Annotated in this window: 20 protein-coding genes; 11 read left to right on the top strand and 9 right to left on the bottom strand. The window is 38.3% G+C overall.

Annotation, left to right across the window (positions count from 1 at the left end; translation table 11 throughout):
- Positions 1-3 precede the first annotated feature (3 nt).
- Positions 4-1,167, top strand: coding sequence for an MFS transporter (locus tag AAY42_RS15470; RefSeq protein ID WP_055396833.1), 1,164 nt, complete (start codon positions 4-6; stop codon positions 1,165-1,167).
- 59 nt (positions 1,168-1,226) lie between these two features.
- Here the strand turns inward: AAY42_RS15470 and hemL are convergent, their stop codons facing one another.
- The 4 genes from hemL to AAY42_RS15450 are packed head-to-tail and all read right to left on the bottom strand — an operon-like array spanning position 1,227 to position 4,633.
- Positions 1,227-2,504 carry a glutamate-1-semialdehyde 2,1-aminomutase gene (gene hemL, locus AAY42_RS15465; RefSeq protein WP_055396831.1) on the bottom strand — a complete coding sequence of 426 codons (1,278 nt, stop codon included), beginning with the start codon at positions 2,502-2,504 and terminating at the stop codon, positions 1,227-1,229.
- A 33-nt stretch (positions 2,505-2,537) separates the two neighbouring features.
- Positions 2,538-3,392 (bottom strand): glucosaminidase domain-containing protein, encoded by an 855-nt coding sequence (locus tag AAY42_RS15460; RefSeq protein ID WP_055396829.1) that lies wholly within the window; start codon positions 3,390-3,392, stop codon positions 2,538-2,540.
- Positions 3,389-4,294, bottom strand: a complete 906-nt coding sequence (locus AAY42_RS15455; RefSeq protein WP_055396827.1) for a 1-aminocyclopropane-1-carboxylate deaminase/D-cysteine desulfhydrase — start codon at positions 4,292-4,294, stop codon at positions 3,389-3,391. The genes AAY42_RS15460 and AAY42_RS15455 overlap by 4 nt, the downstream gene beginning before the upstream one ends.
- 9 nt (positions 4,295-4,303) lie before the next feature.
- The gene (locus AAY42_RS15450; RefSeq protein ID WP_055396825.1) at positions 4,304-4,633 is read right to left on the bottom strand and encodes a hypothetical protein; all 330 of its coding nucleotides are present in this window, start codon (positions 4,631-4,633) and stop codon (positions 4,304-4,306) included.
- Between the two features lie 178 nt (positions 4,634-4,811).
- On the opposite strand from AAY42_RS15450, the gene AAY42_RS18330 reads away from it, so the two are divergent.
- On the top strand, positions 4,812-4,973 hold the full coding sequence (locus AAY42_RS18330) for a DUF5522 domain-containing protein (RefSeq protein WP_175288777.1): 162 nt from the start codon (positions 4,812-4,814) through the stop codon (positions 4,971-4,973).
- A 70-nt stretch (positions 4,974-5,043) separates the two neighbouring features.
- On the top strand, positions 5,044-5,622 hold the full coding sequence (locus AAY42_RS15445) for a DUF4136 domain-containing protein (protein WP_055396823.1): 579 nt from the start codon (positions 5,044-5,046) through the stop codon (positions 5,620-5,622).
- 108 nt (positions 5,623-5,730) lie between these two features.
- On the opposite strand, the gene AAY42_RS15440 is transcribed toward AAY42_RS15445, so the two are convergent.
- Positions 5,731-6,198, bottom strand: a complete 468-nt coding sequence (locus AAY42_RS15440; RefSeq protein WP_055396822.1) for an Lrp/AsnC family transcriptional regulator — start codon at positions 6,196-6,198, stop codon at positions 5,731-5,733.
- A 174-nt stretch (positions 6,199-6,372) separates the two neighbouring features.
- On the opposite strand from AAY42_RS15440, the gene AAY42_RS15435 reads away from it, so the two are divergent.
- Positions 6,373-8,133, top strand: coding sequence for an aromatic amino acid hydroxylase (locus tag AAY42_RS15435; RefSeq protein WP_055396820.1), 1,761 nt, complete (start codon positions 6,373-6,375; stop codon positions 8,131-8,133).
- Here AAY42_RS15435 and AAY42_RS15430 read toward each other — a convergent pair.
- The 4 genes from AAY42_RS15430 to alaS form a co-directional block, all read right to left on the bottom strand.
- Entirely contained in the window at positions 8,130-9,680 is a 1,551-nt protein-coding gene (locus tag AAY42_RS15430; protein WP_139063748.1) for a M1 family aminopeptidase, read from the bottom strand. The genes AAY42_RS15435 and AAY42_RS15430 overlap by 4 nt on opposite strands.
- A 182-nt stretch (positions 9,681-9,862) precedes the next feature.
- Positions 9,863-10,477 (bottom strand): DUF4230 domain-containing protein, encoded by a 615-nt coding sequence (locus tag AAY42_RS15425; RefSeq protein WP_055396817.1) that lies wholly within the window; start codon positions 10,475-10,477, stop codon positions 9,863-9,865.
- Positions 10,478-11,425, bottom strand: a complete 948-nt coding sequence (locus tag AAY42_RS15420; protein WP_055396815.1) for a GSCFA domain-containing protein — start codon at positions 11,423-11,425, stop codon at positions 10,478-10,480.
- A complete protein-coding gene (gene alaS / locus AAY42_RS15415; protein ID WP_055397982.1) occupies positions 11,425-14,040 on the bottom strand; it encodes an alanine--tRNA ligase in 2,616 nt (871 codons plus the stop codon). Before alaS ends, AAY42_RS15420 begins: the two co-directional genes overlap by 1 nt.
- Positions 14,041-14,144: 104 nt before the next feature.
- Here alaS and AAY42_RS15410 point away from each other — a divergent pair, with 104 nt between their 5' ends.
- From AAY42_RS15410 to AAY42_RS15380, 7 genes are all read left to right on the top strand, one after another.
- On the top strand, positions 14,145-15,122 hold the full coding sequence (locus tag AAY42_RS15410) for a M23 family metallopeptidase (RefSeq protein ID WP_055396813.1): 978 nt from the start codon (positions 14,145-14,147) through the stop codon (positions 15,120-15,122).
- The gene (locus AAY42_RS15405) at positions 15,122-15,451 is read left to right on the top strand and encodes a MerR family transcriptional regulator (protein ID WP_055396811.1); all 330 of its coding nucleotides are present in this window, start codon (positions 15,122-15,124) and stop codon (positions 15,449-15,451) included. The genes AAY42_RS15410 and AAY42_RS15405 overlap by 1 nt, the downstream gene beginning before the upstream one ends.
- A gap of 28 nt (positions 15,452-15,479) precedes the next feature.
- Positions 15,480-16,079 carry a LemA family protein gene (locus AAY42_RS15400; protein WP_055396809.1) on the top strand — a complete coding sequence of 200 codons (600 nt, stop codon included), beginning with the start codon at positions 15,480-15,482 and terminating at the stop codon, positions 16,077-16,079.
- Between the two features lie 2 nt (positions 16,080-16,081).
- Positions 16,082-16,519 carry a TPM domain-containing protein gene (locus AAY42_RS15395; RefSeq protein ID WP_055396807.1) on the top strand — a complete coding sequence of 146 codons (438 nt, stop codon included), beginning with the start codon at positions 16,082-16,084 and terminating at the stop codon, positions 16,517-16,519.
- Complete coding sequence (locus tag AAY42_RS15390; protein WP_055396805.1) at positions 16,500-17,288, top strand: TPM domain-containing protein; 789 nt, start codon at positions 16,500-16,502, stop codon at positions 17,286-17,288. The genes AAY42_RS15395 and AAY42_RS15390 overlap by 20 nt, the downstream gene beginning before the upstream one ends.
- An 82-nt stretch (positions 17,289-17,370) precedes the next feature.
- Positions 17,371-17,853 carry a hypothetical protein gene (locus AAY42_RS15385; protein WP_139063747.1) on the top strand — a complete coding sequence of 161 codons (483 nt, stop codon included), beginning with the start codon at positions 17,371-17,373 and terminating at the stop codon, positions 17,851-17,853.
- 61 nt (positions 17,854-17,914) lie between these two features.
- Positions 17,915-18,373: a hypothetical protein gene (locus AAY42_RS15380; RefSeq protein WP_139063746.1), complete on the top strand. Its 459-nt coding sequence runs from the start codon at positions 17,915-17,917 to the stop codon at positions 18,371-18,373.
- Positions 18,374-18,558 lie beyond the last annotated feature (185 nt).

Below are 18,558 nucleotides of genomic sequence, written 5' to 3'. Positions count from 1 at the left end.
AGTGTGAATCCACCAAAACATATTCTTCCAAGTATTGTAATTGCACAATTTTTTTGCACATCCTTATGGTTTGCAGGCAATGGGGTTATGGTAGATTTGATAATCAATTTTGGGCTAAAACCAAATGCCTTGGGGCATCTTACCTCAGCTGTACAATTTGGGTTTATTGCCGGCACACTGCTTTTTGCTGTTTTTACTCTCACAGATCGCTATTCCCCTTCCAAAGTTTTTTTAGTGAGTGCTTTGCTTGGAGCTTTGTGCAATGCTGGGGTTATTTGGCAAGGCAATACATTAATCAGTATTTTAGGGCTTCGCTTTTTAACTGGGTTCTTTTTAGCAGGGATTTACCCCGTAGGTATGAAAATAGCAGCAGACTATTATGATAAGGGGTTGGGCAAATCCCTGAGCTATTTGGTGGGAGCTTTAGTGGTTGGGACCGCACTGCCGCATCTCTTAAAAGGGTTCACAACCATTTTTTCATGGCAATCCGTTTTGTTGACAACTTCTACCCTTGCTGTATTAGGCGGTGTATTGATTGTAATCCTAGTACCTAATGGTCCCTATAGAAAAGCCAGCGCGCATCTAAACTTTACAGCCTGTTTTACTATCTTCAAAAAACCAAGTTTCAAGGCCGCAGCATTAGGGTATTTTGGCCATATGTGGGAATTATATGTTTTTTGGGCCTTTGTCCCAGTAATGCTTCAAACCCATGCCCTTACCCATGGACGTATGGGACTAAACATCCCGATTTTATCATTTATAATTATTGCTTTGGGAGGTTTGGCCTGTGTACTTGGAGGATATGTTTCCCAGAAAATAGGAGTAAAAAAAACAGCGGCTACCATATTATTGCTATCGGGAATTTGTTGCTTTGCATCACCTCTATTTTTTATAGTTTCTTCTGAAGTCGTATTTCTTGGTTTCCTAGTTTTTTGGGGTATGGTTGTTGTTGCAGATTCCCCGCTCTTTTCCACCCTGGTTGCCCAAAATGCCCCTGTAGAAATTAAGGGTACTGCATTGACTATTGTCAATTGTATTGGTTTTGCCATTACCATACTAAGTCTTCAGTTGGTTACAGCACTTCAACCAGTTCTACAATTCAATTATTTGTATTTGATTTTGACTATTGGGCCCGTTTTAGGGTTATTGGGATTGTTTAGGAAATAATGCAACCCTCCAGCTTTTTGTTCACACCTTCTTTTTTACGGGAAAAAGCATATTTATATTTAGAAAATTGTTTTAACCGCATCTATGGTTTTATCCAAATCGGCATAGCTGATGGCATCGTTTAAAAAATAGCTTTCGAAAGCAGAGGGTGGCAAATAAACACCTTGATTCAACATGCCATGAAAATATTTTTTAAAAGTATCATTGTTCCCTTTTGCGGAGGAAGCAAAATCAACTACGGGTTCCTCACAAAAATGTACTGAAATCATGCTCCCATAGCGGTTAATTTGATGTGCCACACCCTTTTCCGTCAATATTCCGGCGATGCCCTTGTGTAAGTATTCTGTTTTCTTGGCCAAACTGGTAAATACTTCCGGCTTATTGTTAAGTTCCGTAAGCATAGCAAGTCCAGCGCTCATGGCCAAAGGGTTTCCACTTAAGGTTCCTGCTTGATAAACGGGTCCATCCGGAGCCAAATGATCCATAATTTCAGTTTTTGCGGCAAACGCACCTACGGGAAGTCCACCTCCTATCACCTTTCCAAACATCACAATATCAGCATTTATTCCTAAGGCTTCCTGGGCGCCACCTTTTTCCAAACGAAAACCAGTCATCACCTCATCAAACAACAACAAAATCCCTTCTTCCGTACACAATTTTCGTAATCCATGGATGAATTCATCCGAAGGAATTATGCAACCCATGTTTCCTGCCACGGGTTCTAAAATTATCGCGGCGATTTCACCTTTATTGGCTGTTGCAAGTGCTTTTACACCTTCCAAATCGTTATAATCGGCCAAAAGGGTATCCTTGGCCGTACCTTGGGTCACCCCAGGACTATTTGGGCTTCCAAAGGTTACCGCACCACTCCCAGCTTGTATCAAAAAAGAATCTGAATGCCCGTGATAACATCCGGCAAATTTGATGATCTTATCTTTTCCGGTATAGCCCCGGGCCAAACGAACCGCACTCATGCAAGCTTCGGTACCACTATTTACAAAGCGAATCTTATCGATATTGGGAACCATGGAAACAGCCAATTTTGCCAGTTCCGTCTCAATTTCGGTAGGCATTCCAAAAGAAGTTCCTTTTTTGGCCTTTTCCACCACAGCATTTATTACGGGTTCGTAGGCATGACCCAAAATAAGTGGACCCCACGAAGCGATATAATCAATTAATTGATTTCCATCTTCATCATAGAGGTAAGCACCTTTAGCTTCTTTTACAAAAATGGGATCTCCTCCTACTGCTTTAAAAGCTCGCACTGGAGAGTTTACCCCACCGGGAATATATTTTTTTGCCTCGGCAAATAAGGCACTGCTTCGTTGGTATAGCATGTACTATTTGGTGTTTAATGATGTGACACTAGATTATTTTACGCTTCTTTCCTTTCGGATGTTTATGACCTGCCCAATGGATAAATTAGTGCTGTCCAAATTATTGATTCGCATTAACTCATTCACCGAGATGGAGTATTCTCTTGAAATTCCATATAGGGTATCCCCTTTTTCAACTTCGTGGGTGAACACATCGTAATTTTTGGGTTCACGAACCGTATCCAATCCCCCACGAACTACTTCTTCATCATAGTCATCCAAACTGTAGCGTTCAATTAGGGCAATGAGTTTCTGCGGATATTTTTTATCGGTGGCATATCCTGCTTGTCGCAAGCCATAAGCCCATTTTTTGTAGTCATTTCGCCGATAATTGAACAGGAATTTATAACGGGAGCGTGAGGAAAGAAAAATACTATGGTCCCGGAATGAGTACATGGGGTGGTTGTATTTTCTAAAACATTCACCTTTGGCGTCATCATCATGAAAATCGAACTCGCCATCCCAACCGGTATGACATTTAATTCCGAAGTGGTTGTTGGTTTTCTGTGTAAGTTCCCCTTTGCCCGACCCACTCTCTAAAATACCCTGTGCTAAGGTAATGCTGGCCGGAATACCAAAAGCCCGCATTTCGTATTGTGCCATCTGCGCAAAGGTTTCTATATATTCTTGGGTATTGGCGATGGGAAATTTCACAAATCTGCCGGGATTAACAGGCAAGGGATATAATTCAGATTCCTTGGGGCCGTCTGTGGGAATTCCAGCATTCGGATTCCTATGTTTCCTAGCTTCGGTTACAGCTTTTTGTTCTTTGGTTACTGTCCTTTTTTTTGCCCCACAGCTTACCAACATCAATGTTAGCACCACAATACATCCTATTCGCCTGATCATATGTCCAATAACGGTAATTTTTTCTTCTTCAATACAAGGTTCATGCCTTTTATGCCTTGCAATCCTCCACTATGGATTGCCAAAATACGAGTGCCTGGTTTAAAAAAGCCTTGTTTTACTTTTTCCAATATCCCAAAAAGCATTTTCCCTGTATAAATAGGATCCAATGGAATCTCTGTCTCTTTTTTAAAGATGTTGATGAAATCTATCAGACTTTCATCGACCTTGGCATATCCTCCAAAATGGTAATCGGGAACAAGTTCCCAATTTTCATTACGGGCAAATTTAAGAATATCTTGCTTTAGAAAATCACCTTTTAACGCCGGGAATCCCAAAACAGTTTGATGCGGCTTTACCGAATTGATGAGTCCCGCGACTGTACCACCCGTTCCCACACAACTGCAAATAAAATTGAATTCAACATCTGAATCTGTTAAAATTTCTTCACACCCCTTTACGGCCAGCGCATTTGTTCCTCCTTCTGGCAATTCATAAAAATCACCAAAAAGAGTCTTCATTTTTTCATGAAAAATGGGACTGTCCTTCTCCTTGTATTCACTTCGGGATACAAAATGGAATTCCATTCCATGTTCTGCCGCCAGCTGCAAGGTGGGATTTTCACTCCAGTTTTCTTTTAGTTCTTCACCACGGATAACCCCAATTGTTTTTACATCCGATTTCTTACCCGCATAGGCCGTTGCAGCAATATGATTGGAAAAAGCACCTCCAAAGGTGAGGAGTTTGGTCTGGTTTTCCTTTTTGGCTTCCAGTAAATTATATTTTAGCTTTCGGTATTTATTCCCGGAAATGAAGGGGTGAATGGTATCTTCCCTTTTGATACAGAGAGTTACATCTTTTTCCTCAAGAAGAGATAAGTGTACTTTTTGATTGGGGATTAACAAATTCTGAATTTATCGCGTCAAATAGTCCAAAAAACCAAAGGTTTTTCGATGCGAAAGATAACCCATATTATTCTCATTTGCATATGCCTCTCTTTCAAAACTAATGTTTTGATAGGCCCGATAACTGTTCAAGTACAGTATCGTTCTTAAAATCCATTCCGAAATGTAAAGGATATAAAAAGGAACAATCAACAATTCTTGTTGTTGTTTTAGGTGTATACGTTCATGGTTTATCAGAACCTCATCTTTTTTAAGTGATCCCTCTTTTAAAAAGATGAACGGCCATAAAGATAGACCTACATAATTTCGATAAAAGAAATGTTTAAAAACTAATATCAAACTAAATTATAATAAGATTCCTACAAATATAATGGCTAGAACACATAGAAATTTGATTGTTTCGATAATAACATTAACAATTTCGATGAACTACCTAGGTTCTTACAAATCATAAAATCCTAGTGGTATTCATGGGAATATCTTAATTTTAGGGGAAACGAAATTGGTTTCGTAGCATATGAAAGAGCTTATTCCCTTGGAAGAGGGTGATTTTTATCTCTCTGAAGAGGGATATAAAGTATTCACTGAAAAATACCACTTAAAACGCGGGTACTGTTGTGAAAGTGGTTGCCGGCATTGTCCTTATGGTTATGACAAAAAAACAAACGCCAGACGTTGAAAGCAAATGTTCGGCATAATATTTGTGACTAAAAAATAGTCATTTTAATGAACTCAAAAAAAAGATTACTATGAAGAATTTAAAACTATTTTCCTTGGCTGCACTGGCAGTTGTTTTCTTGACGTCTTGCAGTTCCGTTAGGGTTATTGCGGATTATGATAAAGAAGCTAATTTTAAAACCTATAAAACTTACGCCTTTTATAAAACCGGAATTGACAAGGCCCAAATCTCTGATTTGGATAAAAAACGAATTTTGAAGGCAATTGATGCTGAAATGAGTTCGCGAGGCTTTGTAAAATCCGAACAACCCGATGTTTTGGTAAGCATTTTCACTAAAGAACGTGAACGTGTTGATGTCTACAACAACAACTTTGGTTGGGGCTGGGGTTGGGGAGGCTTCTACAATCCATGGCTTTGGGGTCCGGGCTGGGGTGGTGGCTGGGGTGGCAACAATGTTAGTACCCGTACCGAAGGTTCCTTATATATTGACCTTATCGACACCCAAAACAGGGAACTGGTATGGCAAGGGCGCGGAGTTGGCACTTTGAACAATATTAAAAATATTGAAAAGAAAGAAGAACGGATTAGAGAATTTGTTTCTCAAATTCTACAGGAATATCCGCCAGCAATAACTGTTGCAGCCAATTAAAATATTCCTATTCAAAATTGAGCGAAGAATCTACAACAACCAAAATGGAAGTGTTTATCCCAATTGGAAAAATAAGTTAGATTCTTCGTTCTATTTTAATTTAAAGTTCTACAATAGCGGGAAGGTATTTTCGTTCTTTGCTTCCTTTAAAACAAAAGCACTTTTCACAGCTCCTATATTGGGTAAAGACGCAATTTTAGTCTTGGCAAAATCGTAATAAGCATCCAGATTTTTAACAATCACCTTCAACAAAAAATCAAATTCACCCCCCACTACAAAGCACTCTGTTATCTCTGAAAATTGTTTTACCTGATTCAAAAAATCATCCATCAAGTGACCCTTTTGGGCTTCAAGGGAAACAAAACTAAATACAGTAATACTACTCTCAATTTTTTCTTTGTTGATAACGGCCGCATAGTTTCGAATAAAACCCTCATTTTCCAACCTTCTAATCCGTTCATATACCGGCGTCTTAGTTAAACCTAGTTTTTCCGCAATGGTTTTTGCCACGGTTTTGGCATCCTTTTCCAATATTTTTAAAATTTCACGGTCAATGCTGTCTAATTGTTGCTGCATACTTTTTCCTGATTGATGAAGATTGATATATTAAAAATAGTGTTTATTACTATAATATAGTATAATAAAAGTTTTTATTCCTTATAAAGCATAAATAATAGTCTTTAAATTCTTTTAATACTATATTTACAGGAAATTATATAGTATCACCCTATAAACTCTAATACTACTTAAATGATTAATCCCAAATACGAAAGCAATCCTATTTTAGATAAACTGCCCATACATTTAAAGCAGTTTATAAAACCGCAAAATTATGATGATTATTCAGCAATAGATCAAGCGGTATGGCGCTATGTAATGCGAAAAAATGTGGATTATTTAAGTAGGGTAGCACATAAATCATATGTAGATGGCTTATTAAAAACAGGGATTTCAATTGACCATATCCCCAATATGTATGGAATGAACCGCATTCTAAAAGAAATTGGATGGGCAGCGGTCGCAGTGGATGGTTTTATTCCACCATCGGCATTTATGGAGTTTCAAGCTTACAATGTGTTGGTTATCGCATCAGATATTAGACAACTTGAAAATATTGAATACACCCCTGCACCGGACATTATTCATGAAGGAGCGGGACACGCTCCCATAATTGCAAATCCGGAGTATGCCGAATATTTAAGACGATTTGGGGAAATTGGAAGTAAGGCTATTTCTAGTGCCAAAGACTATGAACTGTACCAGGCCGTAAGACACCTTTCCATTATAAAAGAGGCCACAGAAACCCCAAAAGAGGAAATTGACAAAGCCGAAAAACAAATAGAAGAACTACAGAAAAATATGGGAATTCCCAGTGAAATGGCACTTATTCGCAACTTACATTGGTGGACTGTGGAATATGGTTTGATTGGCACTCTGGATAATCCAAAAATTTATGGAGCAGGGCTGCTTTCATCTATTGGGGAAAGTAAATGGTGCATGCAAAGCGATGTTGTTAAAGAGCAGTATACCATCGATGCCGCGCAAAAAGCATTTGATATTACCAAACCGCAACCACAACTTTTTGTAACTCCAAATTTTGCCCATTTGAGTCAAGTTTTGGAAGATTTTGCAAATACCATGGCGCTACGAACCGGAGGCCTATCTGGCATACAAAAATTAATAGATTCCAAGGCTCTTGGAAGTATTGAACTAAGTACAGGAATTCAAATATCTGGGCATTTTCATACTATAATTGAACATGAAGGCAAACCCATTTATGTACGAACAGTTGGTCCTACGGCATTGGCATATCGTGAAAAAGAATTAGTTGGGCATAGTACTTTGGACCATTCTGAAGGTTTTGGCTCTCCAATTGGTAAACTAAAAGGCATTAACTTGGCTATTGAGGATATGGGGCCTCGCGATTTAATGGCCTATAAAATTTTTGAAGGGGAACAGGTTTCTTTAGAATTTGAGGGAGGAGTGAAAATAAAGGGCACCATTGTTACCGGAACCCGAAACTTACAAGGTAAAATCATTTTGATTACGTTTAAAGATTGTAAGGTTACCCATGACGGTACAATTTTATTTCTGCCCAATTGGGGACTATATCATATGGCCGTGGGTCAAAAAGTGGTTTCAGCATTCAATGGCCCAGCCGACCTGAATAGTTTTAATCTTATCTCGCACAAGATTACGGAAACTACGATTAAGCCAAAAACAGATAACAAAAAAAAGCAATTGGAATTGTACTACGCACAAATCAGGGATTTTAGAACAGGCATAAATACAACCATTTCCAGAAACAAGGTTTTCCAAGAACTCAAAAAGGATTATCCAGACGATTGGTTATTGCCCACAGAGCTTTACGAACTGGCCAAGGAGAGTAATGACCAAGACTTTCAAACCGATATTCTAAAGCATTTGGAAACTGTTAAATTGAATAATCCAAAAGTGGGACATCTTATTGATGATGGAATTTCATTGGTGGATGCCACTTTAGTTGACTAGAATCCAAGTATTTGTGTATTTTCTTCAGATATTTGGATTTGGGGTACTTCGGCCATTTTTACTGGATAAAAGTCAATAGCAACTTTGTTTCCTTCTTTCAGTACTCCTAATTCTACTTTTTTGGAAATATTCCCATACCATATACTTCTTGAATATAATTTGTCACCACTTCTAAGGCCCGCTTTCCATGCTTCACTATCCTTGTTAACTTCATCTACCTGTGTTCCATCTTCAGAAAGTTCAAAACCTAGTTCAAAAAGCTGGGTGGTTGGCTCGTATTCCAATTTCATTTCATTATAAAAATCCGCTAAAGGAAGTAATTTTCCATCTACAATAAATTCTTTAAAAACTGTATCGGTTCGATTGGGAAAATACTTTTTCAATACGCTTTTAAACACGGTATGGTTCAACTTTTTATTTTCATCCGTTGCCACTTTCAACAAATCCTTCATGACATTATCCAAACTATACTTTCCATTTGAATCCTTTTGAATTGAATAATCCAAGTAAAACGCAAACAAGGTCCCCCTGTAATAGGGCAATTTTCGATACTCATAGTCGGACCAAAAGTTTTCATAGTTCATTTCTGAATTTGGCACTTCTTTTATTGAAAGCGAATGCAAATTCTTTGCAGTTTCATTTATAGAGTTTATAAAAAAAGCTCCATCTAGCTCCTTAATTTTGTTTTTGGCTACATTCTTATAAGTGTAATACTCTGTAAAACCCTCACTAAACCAATACTGCTCTTCTTCGTTTTCATTTTCAATGGTGTTACCAATCCAATTGTGCATCAATTCATGATTGAACAAGTACACCATCTGATCTATATCAGTAAAATCATTATTGGAGACGGAGGTCGCGAATGAGTTGGTCAATCCGGTTCCTTGAAAGCTGCTACCTGTCTCTTGGAAAAAAGGCTGCATGGTAACAGTAAAATATTCTTGTGAATGATCCTCCCAAAAATCGCGCTGACACTTTAAGGTCTGTTTTAAAACTTGCATTACCTCCTTTTCCCCAAATGGAACCCATTCTCCCCTAGTGGCCAAGCTTATTGCATTTCCATTAATTTCATCTTCCAATATTCTAAAATCACCCCCAACAAAAATGGCACTCTCAAATAACTCCACATCCATATTCTCTAGGAATTGATTTCTTTTTTTACTTCCAAAACTATTGTGAATTGTATACTGCTCTGGAAAATCAATCCAATCCAAAGTGATATCAAAATTGGTTTTTGAAGTCTTGGGAAACATGAATAAATTATGTGAAAACACATGGAAGTAATCCTCCGTTATAACAGGACGATAGGCCTTGTCCGTTGCTAAATTTCCATAAAAATCCTGCTTTAAGTCGTACTCAAATTCCAGCGTTTTAAGATTTTTGGGATGCTTTAGAATTATCCAACCACTGTCCAAATCCTTTTCAATATCATCATCAACATCTATCAATTGTACATTGTGGAGGGTATTAAAAAGGTCTTTTTGACCCCAAGCTTCATTATTGAATTCCAATATTGTGGTTCCCGATGAATCCGCAGGAAATTTCATGTTTATTTTAAGTAGTGAAAGACTATCCTCAGTTACATGGGATATCGAAAAAACAATGTTTGATTGTGATTTTTCTTGGCAAGAAAAAGCCAAAATTAGCGCAAAAAATAAAACTGTTCTTTTAAACATGGTACATGAATTAATCATCTAACAGACGAAAAGAAAGTTAAAATGTGACAGATTTAAGGCAAAATTTCCTCTAAATTTTTAGAATCATCAATAGGATTCCCTTCATAATGCAAAGTCCACCCCAGTGTCTTTGTAACAACAAATATCTTGGAAAGTTCACTAATCAAACGATTTTCCGCATTGGATTTTAAGGATGATGCTTTCACCTTTTTCAATAGCGAAATGGTTACATCTTGTTTTATGGTATTGTAATCTTCCGCTTTAAATGGATTAAAATAATCCGCTGTAACATCATAATATTCAAAATCTGGATTAATCTTAATTTCAGCCTCTGGAATAGCGTTGATATAGATTGTTTTTTGCTCCTCATCCATTTCATAAACAACCTTAGAAAGGTCATAGGCAATTGTGGCCTCTGCGTTTACAACTACCAATGCTTTCTTATCCGCTGTGACCAATGTGCCAAACAATTCTTTTGAATCGGCATAATTGTATACCTCAACAAAATGTCCTTCGGTTACAATGAGTTTGGACACGTTTTGCAATTCTTGCTGAATGAGCAATGAATTTTCTTTTAAAATGGACAGCTGCTCCCTATCATCTGCACAAGATTTATAAATCAAAACTGATGCTAAGGCAATGATTGCTCCAACAAGTACTTTTTTCATTTAGTCAAATTTCATAAAAGGATACCTTTCCTTAAGATACGTAATTTTCGTCTGGAGCGACTTTTTAAATTGTTGATGTTCCTTGGAATCTGGATTAAAGGGTCGATGCTGTAACCCTTTTTGAATGGCCTCCACCTCATCCATAATTTCATGGGAATGCGAAGAAATCCAGATCGTTTTAAACCTTTCCCATATATAATCAACGGCAAGTTCGTTGGGATGAACCATATCCATTCCATAAAAACGATAGTCGCGTAATTCATCCATCATAATTTCATACGATGGAAAATAAGACACATCATGTTCCTTTGTCAATTGATGGACTGCAGCAATGAGATTTGCCTTGCTTCTTTGGTTTTCGACAAATCCATCTTTTAAATGGCGTACCGGGGAAATAGTAATAACAATCTGAACTTTTGGGTTGATGGATTGGAACAAACCTATCAGCCTTTTCAAGCTTGCCTGAATCACTTCTGTAGCTAATAATTCCTTGGAAAACTCTTTCTGGGGAACTTTATGACAATTCCCAACGACTTTCCCCGAGTTGACATTCCTGTAAATCCAGGAAGTTCCCAATGTAATAAGAATATGGGTTGACTCTTCAGCTTGCTGTTTGGCTTCTTTAAGGGTGTTATTCAGGCTTTGCAGCAATTCTTCTGAAGTATTGGCACTTAAATCTGAATGGGCATCAAAGCAATGCCATCTTCCATTTTGTTCAAAAACCTCATTTTCCTGATAAAAATGACCTTCAATAGCACGTTCCACCAAATTTTCAATGGCCAAAGGATGAAATAAAATTCCAAAAGGATTTTGTACTTGCTGGAACTTATAGTATCCAAGCTTACCCCCTATATTTTCAACAAAACAGGATCCCAGCAGCAAAAGTTTGCTTTGATAATCTATTGGATTATCTGCTTTTTCGATAGGGATTTTGGTTTGAAGTTTCATCAGGAAATATATTCCTTCACCTTATCCAAAGCTTCTTGAATACCTGATGGGTTCTTACCCCCTGCAGTAGCGAAAAATGGTTGTCCACCACCTCCACCTTGAATATGTTTTCCCAATTCGCGAACAATTGTTCCTGCATTCAAGCCTTTTTCCGAGACAAGTTCTTTGGAAATATAGCAAGACAGCAGGGCCTTTCCATCCTTTTCAGCAGCAAGCAATAAAAATAAGTTTGAATACTGCCCTCCTATCTCAAAGGCCAAATCTTTGATTCCCCCGGCATCTAAATCCACTTTTTTGGATAAAAACTGCACCCCGTTGATTTCATTCAACTCGGATATCAACTCATTTTTAAGTCCCTTCGCCTTATCCTTAAGCAGCTGTTCCACCTGCTTTTTTAAGGTTGAATTTTCTTCTTGTAATCCAACAACTGCCTTTACTGGATCCTGCGCATTGTTCAACAAATCCTTGATTTCAAAAAGCATTCTATTGTTTTTGAAGTAGAATTCTTTGACCGCATCTGAGGTAATAGCCTCAATTCTTCGTATTCCTGCTGCAACAGCACCTTCGGATACAATCTTAAAATGCCAAATATCCGCAGTGTTTTTCACGTGGGTCCCTCCGCAAAGTTCAATGGATTGCCCAAAACGAACCGTGCGCACTGTATCACCATATTTTTCTCCAAACAGCGCCATTGCACCTTGGTCCATTGCCTCTTTGATGGGGATGTTTCTACTTTCCTCAAACGGTAGCTGACCTTCAATACGGGCATTCACGAAGTTCTCTACATCCCTTAATTCCTCAACACTCAACTTGGAAAAGTGTGAAAAATCGAAACGGAGGTATTTGGAATGTACTGCCGAACCTTTCTGTTCTACATGGGTGCCTAAAATTTCCCGTAATGCTTGATGTAATAAATGCGTTGCCGTATGATTACTAGCGGTTCTCCATCGCTGTTTTTTATCTACTGTAGCTTTAAGTATTCCTGAAACATCCTTAGGTAAATTCTCAGAAAAATGAACTATTTCATTGTTCTCCTTCTTGGTATCAATAATGTAGATTACATCTCCATTTGTAGTCTCTAAATATCCTTTATCGCCTACTTGACCACCACCTTCCGCATAAAATGGAGTAAGGTTAAAGACCAGATGATACTGATCCCCTCCTTTTTTACTGGTTACTTTTCGATATTTTACCAATTTCACATTAGCTTCCAAAGTATCGTAACCTATAAATTCTTGCTCCGCATCTTCAAGTAAAACCACCCAATCTTCTTTGGATACTTCGGAAGCAGCCCTAGAACGGTCCTTTTGAGCTTTTAACGCCTTTTCAAACCCTTCAACATCGAGCTTATATCCTTTTTCCTCCAGAATCAAAGAAGTCAAGTCAATAGGAAAACCAAAAGTATCGTAGAGTTCAAAAGCTTTTTGCCCATCAATGGTTTTATTTTTTGACGATTTAATCACGGAATCCAACAATACCAATCCTTGCTCTAAGGTGCTCAAAAATGAATTTTCCTCTTCTTTGACCACATTTTCTATCAATTGATACTGCTCGCGTAGCTCCGGAAATGCTTTCCCCATGGTCTCGCCCAGCACCTTTACCAATCTATAGATAAATGGTTTATTGGTTCCTAAAAACGTAAATCCATAACGGATGCCACGTCTCAAAATCCTTCGGATTACATAACCAGCTCCTGTATTGCTCGGCAATTGCCCATCTGCTATGGAAAATGCAACGGCCCTGATGTGATCAGAAACAACCCGTATGGCAATGTCGGTCTCCTCATCTTTACCATATTTACGACCTGTGATGGTTTCTATTTCGCGAATCAACGGGGTAAAAACATCCGTGTCATAGTTGGACTTTACGCCCTGTAAAACCATACACAAACGTTCAAAACCCATTCCGGTATCAACATGTTTCTCAGGTAGATTTTCAAGCTGTCCATTGGCTTTTCTATTGTACTGCATAAAAACCAAGTTCCAAATCTCCACAACCTGCGGATGATCTTGGTTTACCAACGAAGCTCCAGTTACTTTAGCTTTTTCTTCCTTTGATCTAATATCCACATGAATCTCAGAACATGGCCCACAAGGACCTTGATCTCCCATCTCCCAAAAATTGTCCTTTTTGTTCCCCATGATAATTCGGTCTTCAGGAACAATGGCTTTCCATAAATCAAAGGCCTCCTTATCCATTTTCAAACTATCCGCATCATCACTCCCTTCAAAAACAGAAACATAAAGACTATCCTTATCAATTTTGTAGACATCGGTCAACAACTCCCAAGCCCATTGAATAGCCTCCTTTTTAAAATAATCCCCAAAACTCCAGTTCCCCAACATCTCAAACATGGTATGGTGATAAGTGTCCTTACCAACTTCCTCCAAATCGTTATGCTTGCCGCTAACTCTAAGACATTTCTGGGTATCGGAAATCCGTTTCGATTTTGAGATGGAATTTCCCAAAAAGAATTCCTTGAATTGGTTCATTCCTGCATTGGTGAACATCAAAGTGGGGTCATCTTTCATGACTATTGGCGCCGAAGGAACTATTTTATGCTTTTTCCCTTTAAAAAAGTCTAAAAACTGGGCTCTAACCTCTTGGGATGTCATTGGAATTGCTAGGGTTTTATTAAATTTAACATTTAAAGCAAAACAATTTTTATATTTGTTTGTTTTCTTTAAAAGAATGCGCAAAAATAGGATAAAATCCCTTCATGTCTAAAGTTAAGTACTATTACGATCCTGATACACTTTCATATCGAAAGATTGAACCTAAAAAATCCAAAAGGTATCGGAATCTCTTCTTTTTCATTGTTGGGGCCGCATTATTCGGATTTCTAGGCCTTATTGTATTATTGAACACCAACTTGTTGAACACTCCCAAGGAACTTTCTTTGGAACGTGAGGTACGTAATTATGAACTCCAATACGAGATCTTGGGGAAGAAGATGGAGCAAATGGAGCAGGTTCTCGGTAACATTGAAGACAGGGACAACAATATTTACAGACTATATTTTGAAGCAAACCCCATTCCAGAAGAGCAACGTAGAGCTGGTTTTGGTGGTGTAAATCGATATAAATCTTTAGAAGGTTTCAACAATTCAGAAATCATTGTCAATGCTACGCAGCGTTTGGACATCATTCAGAAACAAATGGTGATCCAATCAAAATCATTGGATGAGATTGCTAAATTGGCTGAAGAAAAAGAAAAACTTTTAGCGGCTATTCCTGCCATACAACCCGTAAGAAATGAAGACCTAACGAGAATGGCATCAGGTTACGGGTGGCGATCCGATCCTTTTACGAAAGCCCGGAAAATGCATTGGGGCATGGATTTTACAGCACCAAGAGGTGTTCCCATTTACGCTACTGGAGATGGAACTGTTAAAAGAGCCGATAACCGATCATCCGGTTATGGCAAACACATTAGAATAGACCACGGTTACGGCTATATGTCCCTGTATGCACATTTAAGCAAGTACAATGTTAGCAAAGGCCAAAAGGTAAAACGTGGCGATTTGATTGGCTTTGTGGGAAACACTGGCCGTTCTGAAGCTCCCCATCTTCATTATGAAGTCTTTAAGGACGAAGAACGCATCAACCCCATTAACTTCTATTATGGAAGTTTGACGGCGGAAGAGTTTGAAAATATGCTCAAATTCGCCAACCAAGAAAACCAATCTCTGGATTAATGCACGTAGATCTTCCTGAAAAACGATATTACGGCATTGGAGAAGTAGCCAAGGCATTTGGCGTAAACACATCTTTAATTCGGTTTTGGGAAAGGGAGTTCGATGTACTTCAACCAAAAAAAAATGCAAAGGGAAATCGAAAATTTACCCCACAGGATATAACAAACCTGCAACTGATCTACCACTTGGTAAAAGAACGTGGATTTACTTTGGAAGGGGCCAAAACACATCTAAAAGAAGAAAAGCAAAAAACACTCTCAACTTTTGAGGTGGTACAAAAACTACAAAAAGTACGTGCTGAACTTCTCAAAATAAAAGAACAATTATAATAACACTACAAACACTAAAACCGAGAACATGAAAAAGGGTATTCTTGCCATAATCGTACTTGTTGTGCTAGCCGTTTTGCTTGGGGGCTGGTACATAAAAACCAACAACACTTTGGTTGATATGAAAGGACAGGCCACAAAACAATGGGCCAATGTTGAAAGTTCCTATCAACGAAGGAGCGATTTAATAGGTAACTTGGTAAAAACAGTACAAGGAGCTGCGGATTTTGAAAGGGGCACCTTAAAAGATGTTATTGAAGCCCGTGCCAAGGCAACTTCCACAACTATAGATGCCAATAATATTACCCCAGAACAATTGACACAGTTTCAGCAGGCCCAGACCGGCCTTTCTTCGGCACTTTCACGGCTTTTGGTCACTGTGGAACGCTATCCAGATCTTAAATCCAATCAGAACTTTTTGGAATTACAGTCACAATTAGAGGGCACGGAAAATAGAATTAACGTAGAGCGTAACAGATTCAATGATATAGCTGGTGAATACAATATTACCATTGAGAAAATCCCAACCAATATAATTGCCAGCATTGCCAATTTTGACCCAGTTGCATTATTTAGCTCCAATCCAGGCGCTGAAAATGCTCCGGATGTAAACTTCGATTTTAATTAAGTATGTCGCACGTAGAGAAATTTTTAACTGCTGAAGAGGAACAGGAGATTGTTGAAGCCATTCTTGAAGCCGAAAAAAACACTTCAGGAGAAATCAGGGTCCATATTGAAGCTACAGCCAAAATAGATCACTTTAGCAGGGCCCAGCAACTATTTCATTTTCTTAAAATGGATAATACCAAAGAGGAAAATGGTGTTTTGTTATATGTGGCCGTTGATGACAAAAAATTTGTCATTTATGGAGATAGTGGCATTGACAGGGCCGTTCCAAAGGGTTTTTGGGATACTACAAAAGACCTGATTTCATCGCATTTTAAAAATGGTGCTTTTAAACAAGGTATTGTTGAGGGCGTATTAAAAACTGGAAAGGAACTAGAAGCTCATTTTCCATGGAACTACAATGACACCAATGAATTGAGCGATGCCATATCCAAAGGTTAGTCTTCTTATTGCCTTATGCTATGTTTCCATAGGATGGGGACAGTTTGCCATCCCGGAAAAACCTAAAAAACAAACAAGTGTTTATGATTATGTGAATCTACTGCCCGCCTCTCAAAGTAAGGCTTTGGAACAAAAACTGATTCGATATTCCGATAGCACCTCCACACAAATTGTAGTTGCAATAATACGTTCTACAGAAGGCGAAAACATTAATTATTTAGGTGCCCAATGGGGTCAAAAGTGGGGAATTGGGCAAGCGGAAAAAGACAATGGTATACTTGTTCTGTTAGCCAAGGATGACCGAAGGATAGCCATTAACACCGGATATGGGGTAGAAGGCGCCCTAACAGATTTTATGTCCAAGCGGATTATAGAATCCATTATTATCCCGGAATTTAAAAAAGGTGATTATTACGGTGGATTGGATAAGGGTTCGGATGCTATTTTCCAAGTATTGAACGGCGAATTCAAGGAAGAACGCTCTTTTGGCAATGATCAAGGGTTTAAATTTGAATCATTGCTTCCGTTCATCATCTTCATTATTATCATCATTATTCTTTCCAGACGAAACAAAAACAATCGCGGAGGTCGCGGTGGAGGTCGAAAAACAGGAATGGATATCTGGGATATGATTATCTTAAGTAATATGGGCCGTAGTTCAAGATCTTCTGGAGGAGGGTTTGGAGGCGGTGGTTTCGGTTCTGGTGGATTTGGTGGAGGCTTTGGTGGAGGCGGTTTTGGAGGCGGTGGTGCTTCAGGTGGTTGGTGATATGTATTGGATTCATAAGAACGGTTATAAACTTCCAGCGCAACCTTTCACTTTACCAAACATCTTCAAACAAATCAAGTAAATGTTTCTAAAGAAATGTTTTTTTGCCTCAATGCTCTTGGCCGCCACATTATGTAGTGATGAAGAAATTGAAATAAATTGTGCTACAGTAACCTGTCTAAGCGTTGATAATTCAATATCGATAAAATTCATTGATCAGGAAACAGATGACAACTTAATTTCCAATGGGGTCTATTCTCCTTCCCAGATTACAATTACCGACTTACAGGATACCGCAACGAATTTTGAAATTCAAAAAGATTTTGAGGATGAGGATGTTTTGGTACTGGATTTAGAAAACCAAAGTTTTGGTGAAATTGGATATGAAGTTAGGATTACCGACGGAGTTGTTTTTAATTTCACTCTAAATACTTCCTATGGAGAAGGTAGCGAATGTTGTGGCCCATACATAAACATTGATGACGTATCTGTACATAATGTTGTCAATGAGTTTAGCCAGTATGGTACTTTACCATTAAGTCTCACTATATTTATTTCAGATTAAAAGGTTAAAAACTTATTTTTAATTGCTGTTTTGTTATTCTATAATTCAAAATAAATCACTCATGATCCTAAAACGACTTCTATCACTTTGTTTACCACTATGTTTATTTATTTCCTGTTTAGATACAACAACCGATAGCTGCTCTAATGTATTGTGCGCTGGACTGCCTGTTTTGGGTTTTGAGGTGCTACAGAATGGAGAAAATGTTTTTGATTTTGGCTCCTACAGTGGAGATGATGTGGTTATAGACGATACCAATGCGCAAACTGCTGTTGAATTCTTATCAAGCATAAATGACCGTCCAGCTCTTTTGATTCAGGATTCAGATTGGACTGCAGGCAACTATAATTATGCTGTAGCGCTTGGAGATGATGACTCATTCACAATACGCACAACTTTTGAGCTTTCCGATGATAGCGAGTGCTGTGGCGGCATTCCTTTTCTAACCGCAATTGAAATAAATGATGTAGAAATCAATCTGGCAGAAGTTAGTGGAGGAGTATTTACGGTTAACCTTTAGACTCTAAAATGAATCTATAACTGGATAAAAAAGTACTTGCCCAAAACCAACACCATACCTTTATCACTAAAGTCATTATTTTGAACAATAGTCCGTTGGTCAAAATCATAAATCTTTCCTAACGTGCAATCCGTCCCATAACAGCTATCCGTAAATACTAACGCACCACCTATAAACTTTAAAGC

Source organism: Flagellimonas eckloniae (assembly GCF_001413955.1).
GTDB classification, from domain to species: Bacteria; Bacteroidota; Bacteroidia; order Flavobacteriales; family Flavobacteriaceae; genus Flagellimonas; species Flagellimonas eckloniae.
The sequence above is the reverse complement of the archived record's forward strand: the minus strand, read 5'-3'. Positions and strand labels throughout refer to the sequence as shown.

Excerpts from the sequence above, each read along its gene's own strand:
- hemL (WP_055396831.1), bottom strand. The coding sequence starts at position 2,504 with ATGCTATACCAACGAAGCAGTGCCTTATTTGCCGAGGCAAAAAAATAT.
- AAY42_RS15460 (WP_055396829.1), bottom strand. The coding sequence starts at position 3,392 with ATGATCAGGCGAATAGGATGTATTGTGGTGCTAACATTGATGTTGGTA.
- AAY42_RS18330 (WP_175288777.1), top strand. The coding sequence starts at position 4,812 with ATGAAAGAGCTTATTCCCTTGGAAGAGGGTGATTTTTATCTCTCTGAA.
- AAY42_RS15445 (WP_055396823.1), top strand. The coding sequence starts at position 5,044 with ATGAAGAATTTAAAACTATTTTCCTTGGCTGCACTGGCAGTTGTTTTC.
- AAY42_RS15440 (WP_055396822.1), bottom strand. The coding sequence starts at position 6,198 with ATGCAGCAACAATTAGACAGCATTGACCGTGAAATTTTAAAAATATTG.
- AAY42_RS15435 (WP_055396820.1), top strand. The coding sequence starts at position 6,373 with ATGATTAATCCCAAATACGAAAGCAATCCTATTTTAGATAAACTGCCC.
- AAY42_RS15430 (WP_139063748.1), bottom strand. The coding sequence starts at position 9,680 with ATGAAATTTCCTGCGGATTCATCGGGAACCACAATATTGGAATTCAAT.
- AAY42_RS15425 (WP_055396817.1), bottom strand. The coding sequence starts at position 10,477 with ATGAAAAAAGTACTTGTTGGAGCAATCATTGCCTTAGCATCAGTTTTG.
- AAY42_RS15420 (WP_055396815.1), bottom strand. The coding sequence starts at position 11,425 with ATGAAACTTCAAACCAAAATCCCTATCGAAAAAGCAGATAATCCAATA.
- alaS (WP_055397982.1), bottom strand. The coding sequence starts at position 14,040 with ATGACATCCCAAGAGGTTAGAGCCCAGTTTTTAGACTTTTTTAAAGGG.
- AAY42_RS15410 (WP_055396813.1), top strand. The coding sequence starts at position 14,145 with ATGTCTAAAGTTAAGTACTATTACGATCCTGATACACTTTCATATCGA.
- AAY42_RS15405 (WP_055396811.1), top strand. The coding sequence starts at position 15,122 with ATGCACGTAGATCTTCCTGAAAAACGATATTACGGCATTGGAGAAGTA.
- AAY42_RS15400 (WP_055396809.1), top strand. The coding sequence starts at position 15,480 with ATGAAAAAGGGTATTCTTGCCATAATCGTACTTGTTGTGCTAGCCGTT.
- AAY42_RS15395 (WP_055396807.1), top strand. The coding sequence starts at position 16,082 with ATGTCGCACGTAGAGAAATTTTTAACTGCTGAAGAGGAACAGGAGATT.
- AAY42_RS15390 (WP_055396805.1), top strand. The coding sequence starts at position 16,500 with ATGCCATATCCAAAGGTTAGTCTTCTTATTGCCTTATGCTATGTTTCC.
- AAY42_RS15385 (WP_139063747.1), top strand. The coding sequence starts at position 17,371 with ATGTTTCTAAAGAAATGTTTTTTTGCCTCAATGCTCTTGGCCGCCACA.
- AAY42_RS15380 (WP_139063746.1), top strand. The coding sequence starts at position 17,915 with ATGATCCTAAAACGACTTCTATCACTTTGTTTACCACTATGTTTATTT.